Annotated in this window: 15 protein-coding genes; 6 read left to right on the top strand and 9 right to left on the bottom strand. The window is 44.6% G+C overall.

The genetic code is table 11. The features are described from left to right. Nucleotides 1-56: 56 nt before the first annotated feature. From SVI_RS18110 to hemC, 4 genes are all read right to left on the bottom strand, one after another. Nucleotides 57-1,226 carry a heme biosynthesis HemY N-terminal domain-containing protein gene (locus SVI_RS18110; RefSeq protein ID WP_013053107.1) on the bottom strand — a complete coding sequence of 390 codons (1,170 nt, stop codon included), beginning with the start codon at nt 1,224-1,226 and terminating at the stop codon, nt 57-59. Then, nucleotides 1,223-2,404, bottom strand: coding sequence for a uroporphyrinogen-III C-methyltransferase (locus tag SVI_RS18105; protein WP_013053106.1), 1,182 nt, complete (start codon nt 2,402-2,404; stop codon nt 1,223-1,225). The genes SVI_RS18110 and SVI_RS18105 overlap by 4 nt, the downstream gene beginning before the upstream one ends. 64 nt (nt 2,405-2,468) lie before the next feature. Further along, nucleotides 2,469-3,197, bottom strand: coding sequence for a uroporphyrinogen-III synthase (locus SVI_RS18100; protein ID WP_013053105.1), 729 nt, complete (start codon nt 3,195-3,197; stop codon nt 2,469-2,471). A gap of 34 nt (nt 3,198-3,231) precedes the next feature. Then, entirely contained in the window at nt 3,232-4,161 is a 930-nt protein-coding gene (gene hemC, locus SVI_RS18095; protein ID WP_013053104.1) for a hydroxymethylbilane synthase, read from the bottom strand. A gap of 190 nt (nt 4,162-4,351) precedes the next feature. Here hemC and SVI_RS18090 point away from each other — a divergent pair, with 190 nt between their 5' ends. Then, nucleotides 4,352-6,784 (top strand): class I adenylate cyclase, encoded by a 2,433-nt coding sequence (locus tag SVI_RS18090; protein WP_013053103.1) that lies wholly within the window; start codon nt 4,352-4,354, stop codon nt 6,782-6,784. A 64-nt stretch (nt 6,785-6,848) separates the two neighbouring features. On the opposite strand, the gene cyaY is transcribed toward SVI_RS18090, so the two are convergent. Continuing rightward, a complete protein-coding gene (gene cyaY, locus SVI_RS18085; RefSeq protein ID WP_041420080.1) occupies nt 6,849-7,178 on the bottom strand; it encodes an iron donor protein CyaY in 330 nt (109 codons plus the stop codon). Nucleotides 7,179-7,608: 430 nt separating this feature from the next. Between cyaY and lysA the strand changes: the two genes are divergently transcribed. The 5 genes from lysA to SVI_RS18060 all read left to right on the top strand — a co-directional run bounded on the left by lysA (nt 7,609) and on the right by SVI_RS18060 (nt 12,200). Next, on the top strand, nt 7,609-8,853 hold the full coding sequence (gene lysA / locus SVI_RS18080; protein ID WP_013053101.1) for a diaminopimelate decarboxylase: 1,245 nt from the start codon (nt 7,609-7,611) through the stop codon (nt 8,851-8,853). Between the two features lie 101 nt (nt 8,854-8,954). Beyond that, nucleotides 8,955-9,797, top strand: a complete 843-nt coding sequence (dapF, locus tag SVI_RS18075) for a diaminopimelate epimerase (RefSeq protein WP_013053100.1) — start codon at nt 8,955-8,957, stop codon at nt 9,795-9,797. Beyond that, a complete protein-coding gene (locus SVI_RS18070; RefSeq protein ID WP_013053099.1) occupies nt 9,794-10,432 on the top strand; it encodes a DUF484 family protein in 639 nt (212 codons plus the stop codon). The genes dapF and SVI_RS18070 overlap by 4 nt, the downstream gene beginning before the upstream one ends. Nucleotides 10,433-10,551: 119 nt before the next feature. Then, entirely contained in the window at nt 10,552-11,478 is a 927-nt protein-coding gene (xerC, locus tag SVI_RS18065) for a tyrosine recombinase XerC (protein WP_013053098.1), read from the top strand. After that, nucleotides 11,478-12,200, top strand: coding sequence for an HAD-IA family hydrolase (locus tag SVI_RS18060; protein WP_013053097.1), 723 nt, complete (start codon nt 11,478-11,480; stop codon nt 12,198-12,200). Before xerC ends, SVI_RS18060 begins: the two co-directional genes overlap by 1 nt. A 91-nt stretch (nt 12,201-12,291) precedes the next feature. Here the strand turns inward: SVI_RS18060 and ric are convergent, their stop codons facing one another. The 4 genes from ric to prmA all read right to left on the bottom strand — a co-directional run bounded on the left by ric (nt 12,292) and on the right by prmA (nt 15,526). Next, complete coding sequence (ric, locus tag SVI_RS18055; protein ID WP_013053096.1) at nt 12,292-13,008, bottom strand: iron-sulfur cluster repair di-iron protein; 717 nt, start codon at nt 13,006-13,008, stop codon at nt 12,292-12,294. Nucleotides 13,009-13,202: 194 nt separating this feature from the next. After that, nucleotides 13,203-13,508 (bottom strand): DNA-binding transcriptional regulator Fis, encoded by a 306-nt coding sequence (fis, locus tag SVI_RS18050; protein WP_005496187.1) that lies wholly within the window; start codon nt 13,506-13,508, stop codon nt 13,203-13,205. Nucleotides 13,509-13,526: 18 nt separating this feature from the next. Continuing rightward, nucleotides 13,527-14,495, bottom strand: a complete 969-nt coding sequence (gene dusB / locus SVI_RS18045; RefSeq protein ID WP_041420079.1) for a tRNA dihydrouridine synthase DusB — start codon at nt 14,493-14,495, stop codon at nt 13,527-13,529. Between the two features lie 149 nt (nt 14,496-14,644). Then, nucleotides 14,645-15,526: a 50S ribosomal protein L11 methyltransferase gene (gene prmA, locus SVI_RS18040; RefSeq protein ID WP_013053094.1), complete on the bottom strand. Its 882-nt coding sequence runs from the start codon at nt 15,524-15,526 to the stop codon at nt 14,645-14,647. Between the last annotated feature and the right edge of the window lie 481 nt (nt 15,527-16,007).

Below are 16,007 nucleotides of genomic sequence, written 5' to 3'. Positions count from 1 at the left end.
TCTAAATAAAAAAACCACCTTAAAGGTGGTTTTTTTATTCCATAATCGTATAGATATCAATCTGAGACGGCGGCTTGTCGATAACTTTGAATGGCACCATTTTGTTCGCCAAGATGCTCATGGGTCTCGCCCAGAGCCAACCAATTGGCCTTGTTCGGCTCTTGGTTACACACTTTTTTCCAGTATGCTATGGCTTGACGATAGTCACTATTTTGTAGATGCAGATTAGCCAGTAATTTTTGGAAGCTAAGCTTTTCACCGTATTTTTTCTCAAGCAAAAATATCTGTTTTCTTTCTTCGACATCTGCAGGGGAAAGTACCTTAACCAGTGCTGATGTAGTATTCGAACAAAGGTCGCTCTTAATCTGTTTCATTAAGAGTTTTTTCGCTTCAGCTTCACGGTTGAATTTATGTAAACCTAAGCTATAGCTGGCTATATATACTGGCTCTTTCCTCTCGGCTCGGCTTAACCAGTGCCATACTTTTTCTAACTCTTGTTCGCTGCTGGATTGTGCTTGAATGAGCAAAGAGTTATTGGTGAGCATTGTGAGACTCTTGCTATCTTCTTCGTTGAGTACCTGACGTTTCTTAATGATAGGAAGCAGTAGCTTAAGTGCATTCCAGTCGGCTTGAGCTTTATATAACTCTATCGCCAGTCTCAATACAGGTAACTTGCTATTACTGGTAGGGGAGAGCTTATCTAGCTCTATTCTGGCCTTGTCCAGCTCTCCTTGTTGGAATAAATAGCGAGTACGGCTGGTGCTCACGGCCTTGAGGGCCAATGGCTCTTGCTCCGCCTGTAGAAGATATTTGTCTCGTGACTCAGTATTGTTCTGATGCTGGGCTGCTCTTGCCGCCGCGAGTAAGTTAAGGGTTGGTAATTCACCTTTCTCGGCGCCTTTAATCATGGCTTTCTCGGCTGTAGACCAATCCTCTTCCGCTAATGCGAGAGCGCCCATTAAGGTGTGCTTTCTTGCGGCTTTTTTACGCCATTTATTTGGAAGGTAACGACTGTTAAGCAGTAGATTAATGCTAAAAATAATTACCCATTCTACTAGCTGTAGTAAAGCGTAAAAAACGATAAGGGCGATAATTGCAAAAATGACACCGGTCTCAACTTCGTAATCCCATATGGTGAAATATAGGTAGCCATTCATGCCTTCGAAAAAAGGACTGATACACAAACCCAATAAAATAATGCCCAGATAAATCAATACGCGTGTCATAGGGCTGCCCTCTCAATAATCATCAGATTACCGTGAGTGGCCAGTTGTTGCAGCATAGGAGTCGATTTAAAGTGATTAATGCCCGGAGTCTGTATTTTCAAGGTTATTAATGCATCTATTGCGGCCAGAGTCTCTTTAGTTTGAGTGTCACTAAGATCAAAGTACTGATAGACCCATTTTCTGGCGAGGGTCAAAGATTGTCGGTAATTAACCTGATCTTGGCGGTATAGAGCAAGTTGCGACTGAAGTAACTTATTTCTGATGTTTTCAACTAGGTACCACTGTTGATCAGACGTGAGTATCGGTGTGATATCTGTGGTTCTCTTGCGAATGACCACAAAATCGTCCATAAATGACTTCCAAGATGTGGCCAGATTCTCTTGCCAATCATCTATCGACTCAGTCATTTCTGGATTCGTTGGGCGATTAGCCGCATTGGTTACATCCACTCTATTTAAAGGCAGATTTTGCAGATTCTCTATCATGTTGTCCAGAGTCAGCGCGGTTCCGGCAATGTCAGTGAGCTTGATAGCGGATACCGATGCTATGTCTGATGCTAACGCTTTTCTTAATGGCATTAACGAGGGATCTTTCATGGATTCGATGCGGTCATCCGCGGCCTTGAGTAAACTCGCCGATGTGCTGGGGTCTTTTTCTAGCCAAAGTTTATTCCCCGCCATTCTGACTAGGTACTTTGCTTCCTCTGCCATCCATTGATTGGGGTTACGCTGAGCCAGTTTTGCCACTCTTTCACTCAGCTGGAGCTGAATGCTTGTCAGTTTATCTATGTCAGAACTTGTGCTGCTGGCAAGTTGAACTTGTGCTCTTTCTAGTCTGGATATTTGCTTGGTCGGCTCAGTTAACACTTGTGTTAACTGAGTAGATAAGGCTTCGGATTTTTGTTTTTGAAGGGTCAGTTCCTGATAGAGATAGTAACCGCCGCCACAAGTCGCAAAGGTTAGTAGCAAGATAAAAATCAGGTTGAAAAAAAATCCCCAAGAAACCCCGGAACGTTCGCGGTTAACTTTTACTTTAGTGTCAGATTTTCTATGAGGCTGTGGGGTGTCAGAGCGATTAGCTTCTTTATTGACGACCTTAGTTGCCTTATTAGCGCCTGTTTCAGAGCTTACCTCTGTTTGCGCTTCTGCAGTTTTATTATCTATTTTGTTCTTGTCCATTAAAGAGTCCCTTAAAGCGATACAGCTACAAAAATGACGAGTTTAGTGCGTTAACAGGCGAGTTTTATAAGCCTAAAGCTGTAAGTATGGCCTTACTGTTAGCCGCCTTTGCATTGGTAACCTGTTGAAATCCATTGGCAACAGCCTGCTCCTGTACTCGTGAGCTAGGGACTATAATATGACATGCACGCAGCCAAGCAAATAACTCTTTTGGTACAAGTTTGATTAGGTTATCGAGAATTTCGCCACTGGTGATGACTATGGTGTCAATTTTGGCTTGTTGCCAGGCTTGTGCGTTGCTTTGAGGAGATAATCTTGGGCAGGTTCTGCGATAAACTTCCCAGTAGCTAACATCACCACCTCTATGGATTAACTCACTTGCCAGTGCTTCTCTTCCTCCTCGCCCTCGTACTATGACTATTTTCTTGTTCGAAAGAGATTGGAGCTGGGGAAGAGTGAGTAAACCTTCGGTCTGTTGACAATCTTGAGGTGCTTCTTGGGCAGAAATGCCCAATTGTGCAAGTGCATTAAGAGTTGCTGCACCGATTGCGTAAAACTGTGTCTCAGAAGGCCAGGCTTGCTTCATGGCTTGAGTGGCAAAATTTACTGCGTTGGTGCTGATAAATATGATGATGTCGGCATGGTGAAATAACGCCATGCCGTCACCTTGTTGTTTTGCCGGGGTCGCTTCTATCTGCAGTAAAGGCGCAACAAGATATGAGACGCTTCTGCTTGTCAGCGCCTCAACCATTAACTGATTTCGTCCATATGGGCGGGTCAGTAATATCTTCATCTTAAGTTAGGTATTATTCATTTAAAAGAATCGGTTACTTGATATAAACTGCATCAAGAATCTCTTTTGCGCCCTTGCTTAGTAACTCTTTGGCAAGGGTAATACCTATGGCCTTAGCATCAGTTTTTGGACCGACGCTAGTGCCTGTGATGATCTTGCTTCCATCTGGATTGCCCACTAAACCTCTTAGTGTCAGTGTATCACCTTGGATTTCGGCGAATGCACCAATCGGCACCTGACAGCCACCTTGTAGGTGAGTATTCATGGCTCGTTCTGCAGTCACTCGGTAACGAGTCTCTGTATGCTCAAGTGGTGCCAGCAGGGCTTTCACACGCTCATCATCCGTACGACACTCGATACCTACAGCGCCTTGGCCGTTAGCGGGCAAGGATTCTTCGGCTGAGATAAAGCTGCTGATACGTTCTTCAAGTTTAAGACGCTTAAGGCCGGCGGCTGCCAGTATGATGGCATCATAATTCCCTGCATCCAGTTTACCTAAGCGTGTGCCTACGTTGCCACGAAGATCGGTTATTTTTAGATCCGGTCGCATGGCGCGGATCTGGCACTGGCGTCTAAGACTGGAGGTACCGACAACCGCTCCCTTGGGTAGATCGTCGATAGACTTGTAGTCGTTCGAAACGAATGCATCACGTGGGTCTTCACGCTCACAAATTACCTCTAGCCCCAGGCCATCGGGGAAGTCTACAGGTACATCTTTTATCGAATGAACGGCAATGTCGGCTCTGCCATCGAGCATAGCTATTTCAAGTTCTTTTACAAACAAGCCTTTGCCACCAACTTTTGCCAATGGAGTATCTAAAATAATGTCACCTTTAGTACTCATTGGGAGAAGTTCAACGGTTAAACCGGGATGAAATTTTTCCAGCTCAGCTTTTACAAATTCGGCTTGCCAGAGTGCAAGGGGGCTTTTACGTGTAGCGATTCGAATGACGTTTTGAGACATACTCGATGTTCCATCAGAGGCCTTAGTTACAGCAATGCTAACATTGCTCAGGAATAGATGTAACAAACCGGGCTTGATTCTTTGAACTTTGCCCAAAAAAACTTCAGTTAAAAGTGTGATCTCAGTCTCATTTATTCCTTGTGACAAGTAAAGCTGTTAGCATTGCAGCTCTTCTTCAACCTGCCTTGGCATGACTCTATTGGACCATGAACAGAATCACATTATTGAAACCGCAGACCGATTAAATCGTGTCAGGCAGGCACGTGCCCTCGCATTATTGTCCCCGCTGAAAAGAGATCTCCTCCGTCTTATCCCAGTCTTGCTTCATTACCACAGAGCCGAGTATCCAGGTTATAACGGCCCTATGACACCATCAGGCATTTTTGAGTATGGGCCAAGTGAGCAAGTACTGGCGGCTTGTGACACCTTAGGTTTAATTAAACCTCAAGTGTCACAGGTTATGCAGCCTGCTATCGAAGGGGTGTATAGCATGGGGAGCATGTCGAGTTTCGGCCAAAACCCCAAGAGTGATATCGATGTTTGGTTAGTTCATGATCGTCTTCTTGGCAAAGAAGAGTGTCGCTTACTCGAAGAAAAGTCAGGCTTATTGACGACATGGTTTGCTCAGTATGGATTAGAGGTGAATTTCTATCTGGTTCACCCCGAACAGTTTTCTGCGAGTGCTCCAGAGAAAACAGAACCCTTGCGAACCATAGGTAACGAGCATAGTGGTAGTGCTCAGCATTGGTTATTACTGGAAGAATTTTATCGTAGTCAGATTTGTTTGGCTGGTAAGAAAGTAGCCTGGTGGCCTAATGCCCAAGATTCCCAGCAGTTATTGTTTTTGGGGGATGTGAGTCAAATCCCGGCATGTGAATATTTTGGCGCTTCACTTTGGCAGCTTTACAAGGGATTAGATAAACCACATAAGGCTCTTTTAAAGGTATTGCTGCTCGAATCTTATGCCGCTCAGTACCCCAATACCGAATTTATTAGTGAGAAGGTGTGGCAACACACAATAGAAGGGGATTTTTCATCCGCAAACGATAGCTACTTCTTGCTCTATGAATCGATAGAAAACTATTTGATCGCGAAAGAAGATCCTCGCCGTTTAGAGATAGTGCGGCGATGTTTTTATTTGAAGTGTGGTATCCGACTCAGTGAGCCCGAACAAGCGCAAGACTGGCGTTATCACAAGTTAAGTCATCTAGTTGAAACTTGGCACTGGTCAGGGAGTCTATTAGAGACCCTAGATAACTGTGAACATTGGCACTGTGGGCAATTGCAGTGGTTTAATGAGCAGTTGAATGAGTTGATGCTAGGTAGTTATCAAACCCTATTGCAATTTGCTTCGACTCATAAACTGAGTGAGAGTTTGAAATTATCTGAGCTGGGTCTGCTGACCAGAAAACTGCATACTTATTTTAGTAGCGATACCGAGCAGCTTATCAGTCTGAATCGTCTTTGGAGTAATTCGATCTCAGAGCAAGACCTGACGATTGTCTATAGTCATAATTTGCAAGAGTATTGCCTATATTGCTGCCCTCCCAACCGGAAAGCCTTCATAGGTCAAAGAGATGTATATCGGTCTAAGAGTCGCGCTAAGTTACTCGCTTGGGCTGTGATGAATGGCGTCAGTGAAAAAATGACTCGCTGGCATGAGTTGGGCGCTAGTGAGCGGAAATCGGTTCGTTTGATCAAGGCATCTCAGCGTTTGCGCAAGGTGTTTAAGCCTCTTGCCAAAAGAGTGTCTAAGATGGACCTCTATCAACCTTGGCAATATCGTAAGTTAGTTTTTATGCTCAATTTTAACAGTGATTCGACGGCGCAGTGGCAAGGCCAAGAGGTCATGGTTGATTATCTCAATGCCAATATATTTTCCTTAGGGCGAGCCGAGCAAAATATGTTGGAGTCTATTGATCTTCTCTGCCTTAATTCATGGGGGGAGTGGCGCTGCCATCATTATCATGGAGAGCTCGCTATCTTAGAGGTCTTAGCCTTCATTACCCCTGGCATTCGTCGTTCAGCCGAAAACTTGCATGTTGAGGTGGTGAGTGGTGGGGCCAGGCTAAAAAATCAGTTTGAACAGACGGTGAGAAATCTGGTGCGTCGAGTGGCGCATTTAAGCTGGAAAGTGTCACCTTCTTCTACATTAGTCTATCCACTCAAGGTCGCTAAGGTACGGTATGGCTTGTTCTTTAATAGTAAAGGCATGGTGTATCAGGATCTTAAAGACGCTAAAGCTTTTTATCAGCAGTTAACCAAGAGTATGTTGATCGAGCTCCCTAGGCCGAACTTAGGCAATGAACCTTTTACTAAGGTCCCGGCAGTGATTCAAGACTTTGCAGCCAGGGGGGCGATTCAATATTTCTTACGTCAGAGTGATGAGGATTTAGATGTATTCGTGCTAAATGAAAATAATGAGTTAGATCACTATATTCAAAAAGGCACCAGTGTCGATGAGTTGGTGAGTGAGGTGAGCCATTATCATGCGTTCGAAGAACCAGATATCTCGACACAAAGGTTCAACTTACCACAATTTTTTCGCCTGATGAGGGTCGATGGACGCTTACAGGTGATCCCTTTTGGGGTGTCGATGGAAGAGGCCGAAATGGACTTTTAAGCGGGTATAAATTAAAGGGAACCTCAGGTTCCCTTTAATAATTTCTCACCTGATATCTTAATGCTTATAGAGATAGGCTGATGCCGCCTTGCTTGAGAATAGAGTCTATAACGAAGGGCATAAATTCATTACCATTGCGCTCATCAAGCCATTTGCCTTCAATGTAGGAAAAATGATAACCACCAAATTTTGTCGCCAACCAGATTTGATGCAAAGGTTCTTGCTTGTTAATTACGATCTTAGAGCCATCGTCAAACTCAAGCTGCAATACATTCCCTGATGCATCGATATCTATGTCGGCATCCTGTTCATCGATAGCAAGCTCGATAGCGTTATCTATCGATTGAAACATCTCATCGGCAAGTTGATGAAATTGTGAGTCTGTCATTGCCATCTGTTTTCGTCCTTCTAATGGGGCAAATTTTAATATTTACATAGTAACAACCGAGATTGGTATGCTCCATAACTTTTTACAAAAATCATCTTAGGGCCCCTTATAGTAAAATAAATTCAGTTTAATATGTATTAGGCCTATATGTACTTGACGTAGAAAGCTGAACTCTGCAACATCAGTATGCTCTTTGAGAACCTAAGTTCTGAGATCGAAGCGGCTAAAACAGATAAGATTAAAATAGCACTCATCCCCTATTAGATGGAAAGATTGATGTTGAGAAAAATGAGACTGTGTTCACTGATATTGTTTGTCAGTTTTTATGTGACTGCTTGCGGACAAACTGGGGCGTTATATAAATCGCCAGACAAAAAAGATAACCAGACACAAGAACAGCAGCAACCAAAGAAACAAAGCAATAAGGAATAGACTCTTGGATCATTTTCTCTATAAAAATAATGAATTATTAGCTGAAGATTGCTCAGTGGCAGACTTGGCTCGTACCCATGGCACTCCCTTGTATATCTATTCTCGTGCCACGTTAGAGCGTCATTGGCACGCATTTGACCGTGCGGTAGCCGATCATCCTCATCTTATTTGTTACGCCGTAAAAGCTAACTCTAATATTGCCGTCCTGAACGTGCTAGCGCGATTGGGTAGTGGTTTCGACATTGTTTCCGGTGGTGAGTTACAGCGAGTGATCCAAGCTGGAGGCGATCCTGCTAAAGTGGTATTTTCTGGTGTGGGCAAGACCGCAGCCGAAATGGAGATGGCACTCAATCTGGGTATTCATTGTTTTAACGTCGAATCGGCTGCCGAGCTTGAGCAGTTAAATATAGTTGCTGGCCGTATAGGCAAACTTGCACCGGTTTCCCTGCGTATTAATCCCGATGTCGATGCCGGCACACACCCATACATATCAACGGGCCTTAAAGATAACAAATTCGGTATTGCTATGGAGCAAGCCGAGGCTATTTTTGCTCGTGCCGCCGCGTTACCCAATTTAAAAGTTAAAGGTGTCGATTGTCATATTGGCTCCCAGCTGACCGAGATCCAACCTTTCCTCGATGCCATGGACCGTATGCTAGCGCTAATCGACAGGCTCGCCGAGCAGGGCATTCATATTGAACATTTCGATGTGGGTGGTGGCTTAGGTGTGCCTTATGATGATGAGACTCCGCCACAGCCTGCTGTATATGCAGCAGCCTTGATCGAACGTTTAGGTGATCGAAAGCTTAAGCTTATCTTCGAACCTGGTCGCGCCATTGCCGCGAATGCGGGTATCTTTGTGACTCAAGTACTTTATCTTAAAGGTAACGGTGATAAACACTTTGCCTTGGTTGATGGTGCTATGAATGATCTTATTCGTCCTGCGCTTTACAGTGCTTGGCAAAATATTATCCCCGTTAATCCTCGTGATGGTGAAACCTTAAATTACGATATTGTGGGTCCAGTGTGCGAGACCGGTGATTTTTTAGGAAAAGACAGAGAATTAAATTTAGCTGCAGGTGATTTTTTGGCTGTTCGCTCATCGGGTGCCTATGGTTTTACCATGTCATCTAACTACAACTCACGCCCTCGAGCCGCCGAGTTGATGGTCGATGGAGAGCAGGCTTATGTTATTCGCGAGAGAGAAAAAGTAACTCAGCTATGGCAAGGTGAACAGCTCCTGCCGTAAACTGTCTATATTATTTATTGATGATGTTCCTGCTTGGTTATTTGGTAAAAATTACCAGGGTTTACTGAGTAGCGAACAGAGCGATTTAAAGGATACCTAACTTGATCCATTTCACTAAGATGCATGGTTTAGGCAATGATTTTATGGTGGTCGACGGTGTAACACAGAATGTGTTTTTTTCGCCGGAGCAGATCAAGCGCCTTGCCAATCGACATTTTGGTATAGGTTTCGATCAGTTGCTTCTGGTGGAGCCTCCTTACGATCCCGATCTTGATTTTCACTATCGTATTTTCAATGCCGATGGGGGGGAGGTTGAGCAGTGTGGTAATGGTGCACGTTGTTTCGCTCGTTTTGTGCGTAATAAGGGCTTGACCAATAAACAGAAAATTAAAGTCAGCACCTCTAATGGCAAGCTCACTCTACGTTTGGAGCGAGACGGTAATGTGACCGTGAATATGGGCATTCCGATACTCGAACCAAGCAAGATCCCCTTTAATGCTAAGCGGGCTGAAAAAACCTATTTGTTACAGACTGATACTGCTGAATCTAAGATGCAGACCTTTCTTTGTGGTGCTGTTTCCTTGGGCAATCCTCATTGTGTTTTGGATGTCGAAGATGTTCAGGCCACAGATGTCGAGGGGATTGGCGCCTTATTGACTCAGCATGAGCGCTTCCCAAAGGGAGTGAATGTTGGTTTTATGCAGGTGATTAACTCCGGACATATTAAACTTAGAGTATATGAACGAGGCGCGGCAGAGACGCTTGCTTGTGGTACTGGGGCATGCGCTGCGGCGGTAGTGGGTCAGTTACAAGGTAAACTCGATAATCGAGTCCGTGTGGATCTACCCGGCGGAACCCTGACCATTAATTGGGAGGGAGAGGGTAAGCCCTTATGGATGACGGGACCTGCAGAGCACGTATATGACGGACAGATACAAACATGACCGAAATGACTAAGGTGAAGAAACCACTGCCTTTCGATGAGATACTCATTCGAGAATACTTATTGGATAATCCTGATTTTTTCAGTCGTTATCCTGAGCTGCTGTTGGCTATGCGAATTCCACATGCGCAGCGTGGTGCCGTCTCTTTGGTTGAGCGTCAGCAAGAGATGCTACGTAGTCGGGTACAGCAGTTAGAGGAGGAGATCACATCCTTGATGGGCATGGCTAGCCGCAATGAGATGATCTACATGTTTAATAGTAAGCTTTCACTTAAGCTACTGGAATGTGCAGATATTGGCGAATTGAGGCAAGCCTTATCCGAAGGTTTGAAGAAGCAATTTCAGTTTAGTCATGTTCGATTAATCACGGTACACGACATAGACAGTGACTTGTCGCGGATCTGGAGTAAGCGACTGAACCAAGGCTATTATTTTGGTCGTCTCACCACGGCTGAATCGAAACGTTTATTTGGCTGCGAAGTGGGCTCTGTGGCCCTATCTAGGTTATCGGAGCAGTGCGGCCAGGTCATTTTTGCCATAGCGAGCCAAAATGCTATGCATTTTCATCCAGAAATGGATTATTTACTCCTGGATCAGCTGAAGCAACTCATAGACCATCTATTGCCTAAGCTTTAATTGTACTCAGAGCATCTTTCCTAGGGCCTGTAAGCAGCTTAACTACAGGATTCATGGCAACCATAGAATTCCTCTTTGCCATGAATTGAAACCGCTGAGAGGCTCTGAATGGAGCAAATATGAACGCCAACTGGTTTAAACAGTTTGAGAGTCACTTGAGCAGCGAGCGACAGCTTTCGGCCCATACAGTACGTAATTATCTCTACGAGTTGCACAGGGTTACCGATAAACTCGACGCTAGTGCCTCTTTTCCCATCTCTTGGTCTGAAATCAGCCATGAACAAATTCAACATGTCTTGGGGCAATTACACCGCCAAGGTCTGAGCCCGCGATCCTTGTCATTAACGCTTTCGGCGGTGAAGCAGTTTTGTGACTTCTTACTGGGTGAAGGGGTGATAAATGCCAATCCTGCCAAGAATCTGAGTGCGCCTAAGCAAAATAAACCTCTGCCTAAAAATATGGATCTCGACTCTGTGACTCACCTGTTAGAGATAGACGCCGACGATCCCTTGAGTGTGCGTGATAAAGCCATCATGGAATTGTTCTACTCCTCGGGGCTGCGGCTCGCCGAGCTGGCGGCTCTGGATGTGCTGGATATTCGTTTTGCCGATCGGCAAGTTAAGGTATTAGGTAAAGGAAGCAAGGAAAGGATTGTTCCTGTAGGTCGATGTGCCATCGATGCTATTCAGGCTTGGTTGACGTTTAGAGAGGCTATTCCCTGCCAAGATGAGGCGTTATTCGTTACAGCCAAAGGCAATCGACTCGCCCATAGAAGCATACAAGCTAGATTAGCCAAATGGGGACAGGAGCAGGCCTTGAATATGCGGGTGCATCCTCATAAGTTACGCCATTCGTTTGCGACTCATATGCTGGAGTCCAGCGCCGATCTACGTGCGGTGCAGGAATTGCTTGGCCATGCCAACCTCTCGACGACTCAGATATACACAAGTTTAGATTTTCAGCATCTGGCAAAAGTGTACGACGGGGCCCACCCAAGGGCCAGTCGATCCAAGAAGCTCAATAACGGGCAAGGGGAAGAAAGCTGATGGTTCAGGTATATATCAGGCCTCAAGCCTATCAAGGGATTAGCTTCGATCTCGATGACACCTTATATGATAATGCCCCTATTATCAGGGCCGCAGAAGCTTCACTGCTGCAATTTTTACATCAAACCTATAGGGAGACGCGTCGTTGGCAAAGGGATGACTGGATAAGTCTCAAAACAAGTCTAATTCAGAATCAGCCTGATCTTGCCCATGATACGACTGCCGCAAGACTGAGCATGTTGGAACAAGGTCTACTCATGCTAGGTTATTCCACCGAGGATGCCGAAGTGGGTGCTGTGGCCGGTTTGAATCACTTCTTACATAAGCGCTCAGACTTTAGGGTTTCAAGGCCTGTCATAAACTTGCTTAGAGACTTGAGCCTTAAGTATCCATTAATAGGCATCACCAATGGCAATGTGGATGCCGATAAAATTGGTCTGGGTGATGTGCTGAGTTTTGTGCTTCATCCTGGTAAAGGCACACGCATGAAGCCATATGCGGATATGTTTAATATCGCCTGTCGCAGGCTCGATATTCCACTAGCTAGCTTACTGCACGTCGGAGATAGCCATGGATCCGATGTGATGGGAGCCAGGATGGCAGGCTGCCAGTCTGTTTGGCTTAATCCAAGTTTTGGCCGAGATAAAACCCTTAGGTTCGGTCGGCTGTTACCTCATGTAGAAATTGAAAATATTCATGAGCTGCAAGGCTTGCTTGGATAAAATGGTCAGGCTAGAGGCCTAGATTACTAGCATACCGACCTTTTCACTGTCTATTTCTCGTTTATATCTCTTAGTATGATACCAATCGGTATTAGTCAGGCTGGGCTAGAGCCTTGGGAAACAAGATATTATTTTCCAGATGAATATGTTGTTTCAAGTCGGCTTCAAACTCCGCCAGAGTGGCGTAACAGACGCGCCAGGTGGTACAGGCGTGCTTAGGCGCTTGGAAATGATTGGTGAGCTGATTGAGCTTTTCCAGGGTCAGAATCGCATCATCATGCTCATGTTCCATAGCATTGATAGGATTGCTGATATGGCCGAAGCAGGCATGAACAGTTTCTCCTTCAGCCATGGCGCGGATTGCGGGAAATAAAATCATCTCTTCTTTCATCAAGTGGGGAACCAAATCTTTGATCAATATCTGAACCAAGCTGGCAAATGGCTTTATCTCCGAATAATTTTCGCCATGGGCACGTAGCATCTTCTGGCTGTACTCGAGTAGTAGAGGGGATTTTTCTCTCACATAGGTATGATGGGTATCTTCGATATAGTCGATCAGTTTATCTATGGTTAGTTGACTGAGTGTATCTTCCTTGGTGCCTGTTTTGTCCATGGTGATAAGCGCGGTTTCAACTTCTGCCAGATCGGCACCAGCCTTGTCACAGGCCGAGGCGAGTGAACGTCCGCCACCGCAACAAAAATCGATATCGAATTGACTGAATACGTGTGCGGCTCGAAAATCATCGGCTACCAATTTTCCTACACGCAGTTGAGATAGATTAAGATTTGATAGGGTGGTTGTACTCATACTGGATCCCAAAGCTGCAAATAATTTAAATCTTTAAGGGGATGTTATTTGCCACTGCGCTTATGAACAAGTAAAACTTGACTAAATTAGTCGGGATTAGACCTTTTTATGATGTAGATTAAACTTAGGTGAAAAAACAGCTATAAAAAAACCAGCCGAAGCTGGTTTTTTTATTTAGTAAGATATGAACAAATTTAGTTCATGCCGTACTTTTTCAATTTCTTACGCAGAGTACCACGGTTGATACCTAGCATGTTCGCCGCACGAGTCTGGTTACCGCGAGTGTGCTGCATGATGATATCTAGCAGAGGAGCTTCAACTTCGCTCAACACCATTTCATATACTTCTTCAGCTTCTTGTCCGTCCATCTGAGCGAAGAAGTTTGTTACAGCGCGCTTTACAGCGTCACGTAGTAACTGAGGCTTAATAGTACCGTTAGCTGTTTCGATTTTGCCAACTGTAAGCTGATGAGTTTCTGTGTTAGTAGTCTGATCAAACATTCGTATTCTGCTCTTTAATTAATTCTGTGCAATTTCATCAAAATAGCGTTCCACCATGGAACACTGTTTTTCAACAGTTTCCAGCCGATTAAACTCGGCACGGAATGGACGCTGTTCTTCCTGGTCCAAATACCATCCAACATGTTTTCTAGCAAAACGGATGCCCTTATACTCACCATACAGTTCATATAAGTTTTTAAGATGTTCCAGCATCACAAGACGCTTTTCATCCATCTCAACAGGCGCTAGCTTGTTACCTGTATCCAGGTAATGTTGGATTTCTCGGAAAATCCAAGGCCGTCCTTGGGCACCTCGTCCTATCATGAGAGCATCGACACCTGTATGGTCAAGCACGTAGCGTGCTTTCTCAGGGGTGACAATATCTCCATTAGCAATCACTGGGATCGAGATATTCTTTTTAATAGCCTTAATCGTGTCGTATTCGGCGTTGCCTTTATACATGCACTGCCTGGTTCGGCCGTGAACGGCTAACGAGGCAATACCACAATCTTCGGCTATCTGGGCGATTTGAACACCATTCCTGTGCTCTGGGTCCCAACCGGTTCGAATCTTCAGTGTCACTGGTACATCAACTGCGGCGACCACGGCTTGTAAAATTTCTTTCACCAGCACAGGGTTTTGCAGCAAAGCTGAACCAGCTAGCTTCTTATTCACTTTCTTAGCAGGACAACCCATATTGATATCGATGATCTGTGCTCCCTGTTGTACGTTGACAACAGCGGCATTGGCCATCAATTCAGGATCGGCACCTGCGATTTGCACTGAGCGTATCCCTTTTTCACCAGCATGACTCATGCGCTGGCGGCTCTTATCTGTGTCCCAAACATCAGGATTAGATGAAAGCATCTCTGAAACCGCCATGGCAGCACCATAACGAACACAAAGATTTCTAAAGGCTTGGTCTGTGACACCTGCCATTGGTGCCACGATCAGCTGATTTTTCAGTTGATAGGGTCCAATCTGCATTCTCAACATACCTGCGCTTCAAAGGGGCGCTATAGTACGTCTTTTTTTGGTCGGTGAAAAGGTCAATAAATGACCTGAGGTAAACTTTTTTTCTTGACTTTTGCAAGCTGAGAATAGTTAGGCGGAACAAGGTGTGCCGCCCTTTACAGCTATTTACGTATTCCTGTCAAGCGGCTCCAATCTTCTTTGTGAGCTGGCGCATCCATATCGAACCATTGTGTGTAAAATTCGGCAACTTCATCCGCTTGTTCTTTTAGGAGACCAGACAAGGCTAATTGACCACCAGATTTAACTTTCTCAGCAATTAATGGTGCCAATTCACGTAATGGCCCCGCAAGAATGTTGGCAACTAAGATATCGGCCTTAAGATCATGCGGTTGATCTTCCGGAAGATAGAGACTGAGTTTATCCTGTACATCATTTCGCTCGGCATTGGCTTTAGACGCTTCGATGGCCTGGTAATCTATGTCGATACCTGTGACTTCTTTAGCGCCTAATTTAAGTGCAGCTACGGCTAATATGCCTGAGCCACAGCCGAAGTCGATAACCACTTTATTGGTTAATTCAAGTCCATCTAACCACTCAAGGCACAAGGCGGTAGTGGGGTGAGTACCTGTACCGAACGCTAAACCTGGATCTAATATGACATTAACCGCTTGTGGATCCGGGATCTCGCGCCAGCTAGGACAGATCCACAGACGTTTACCAAATTTGATTGGGTGGAAGTTATCCATCCACTCACGTTCCCAGTCTTTATCTTCGACTTGTTCAATCTTGTAGCTAAAATCTGCACCTAAATAGGGGACTAATTTCAGCTGCTCTACGATAACGGCGAGATCTCTATCCGCTTCAAATAGTGCGGTCAGTACCGTGTGATTCCACAGTGGTGTTTCACCTAATGTAGGCTCATAAATGGGAGTATCTTTGCCATCTTCTAGAGTGATAGACAGTGAGCCTTCTTCCATTAGCAGGTCGCTGAGCGCATCGGCATTCTGGTTGTCGGTATCAATTTTCAGTTGGATCCAAGGCATGGAGTCATCTCGTTACTGGTAAATATGCGCCATTGTAAACCATGGAGTAAAAAAAGTGAGTCAATTTAATAAAGCACAGAAGTAATTAGGGGCTGGGGAAGAAGAGGCTGTTGAAATTAATGAAAATATCTAAATTGTTATTCTGACTTAATTTTTATGATGTTTGCTTGAAGTAAGCTGTAAATCGGAGTTTTACTCTTCATATTGACTCGCCTTGTTTATAGCGGGTTTAAAATGATCGAGATTGTTCTACTAGATTAAATGACAAAAAATAGGCCGTTCACATCATGAAAAAAAATATGGTTAGAGCGTAAATTATATAATTAGTCATTATACCGCTTGGTATTATAGGAGCATGACTGTGTGAACCCGATTCATTGTATCTAGGTATCATCGACCCATGGACTGTTTGAAAAGATAGACACAACTTTTTATTACAAGCAGTCCAGACACAAGGAAGGTTTTTATCCATAACCTATAT

This window comes from Shewanella violacea DSS12 (assembly GCF_000091325.1).
In the GTDB taxonomy this organism is placed as follows: domain Bacteria; phylum Pseudomonadota; class Gammaproteobacteria; order Enterobacterales; family Shewanellaceae; genus Shewanella; species Shewanella violacea.
The sequence above is the reverse complement of the archived record's forward strand: the minus strand, read 5'-3'. Positions and strand labels throughout refer to the sequence as shown.

What these genes read in the sequence shown, in the direction of transcription:
- SVI_RS18110 (WP_013053107.1), bottom strand. Translation starts at nt 1,226, where the DNA reads ATGACACGCGTATTGATTTATCTGGGCATTATTTTATTGGGTTTGTGT.
- SVI_RS18105 (WP_013053106.1), bottom strand. Translation starts at nt 2,404, where the DNA reads ATGGACAAGAACAAAATAGATAATAAAACTGCAGAAGCGCAAACAGAG.
- SVI_RS18100 (WP_013053105.1), bottom strand. Translation starts at nt 3,197, where the DNA reads ATGAAGATATTACTGACCCGCCCATATGGACGAAATCAGTTAATGGTT.
- hemC (WP_013053104.1), bottom strand. Translation starts at nt 4,161, where the DNA reads ATGTCTCAAAACGTCATTCGAATCGCTACACGTAAAAGCCCCCTTGCA.
- SVI_RS18090 (WP_013053103.1), top strand. Translation starts at nt 4,352, where the DNA reads ATGACTCTATTGGACCATGAACAGAATCACATTATTGAAACCGCAGAC.
- cyaY (WP_041420080.1), bottom strand. Translation starts at nt 7,178, where the DNA reads ATGGCAATGACAGACTCACAATTTCATCAACTTGCCGATGAGATGTTT.
- SVI_RS18070 (WP_013053099.1), top strand. Translation starts at nt 9,794, where the DNA reads ATGACCGAAATGACTAAGGTGAAGAAACCACTGCCTTTCGATGAGATA.
- xerC (WP_013053098.1), top strand. Translation starts at nt 10,552, where the DNA reads ATGAACGCCAACTGGTTTAAACAGTTTGAGAGTCACTTGAGCAGCGAG.
- SVI_RS18060 (WP_013053097.1), top strand. Translation starts at nt 11,478, where the DNA reads ATGGTTCAGGTATATATCAGGCCTCAAGCCTATCAAGGGATTAGCTTC.
- ric (WP_013053096.1), bottom strand. Translation starts at nt 13,008, where the DNA reads ATGAGTACAACCACCCTATCAAATCTTAATCTATCTCAACTGCGTGTA.
- fis (WP_005496187.1), bottom strand. Translation starts at nt 13,508, where the DNA reads ATGTTTGATCAGACTACTAACACAGAAACTCATCAGCTTACAGTTGGC.
- dusB (WP_041420079.1), bottom strand. Translation starts at nt 14,495, where the DNA reads ATGCAGATTGGACCCTATCAACTGAAAAATCAGCTGATCGTGGCACCA.
- prmA (WP_013053094.1), bottom strand. Translation starts at nt 15,526, where the DNA reads ATGCCTTGGATCCAACTGAAAATTGATACCGACAACCAGAATGCCGAT.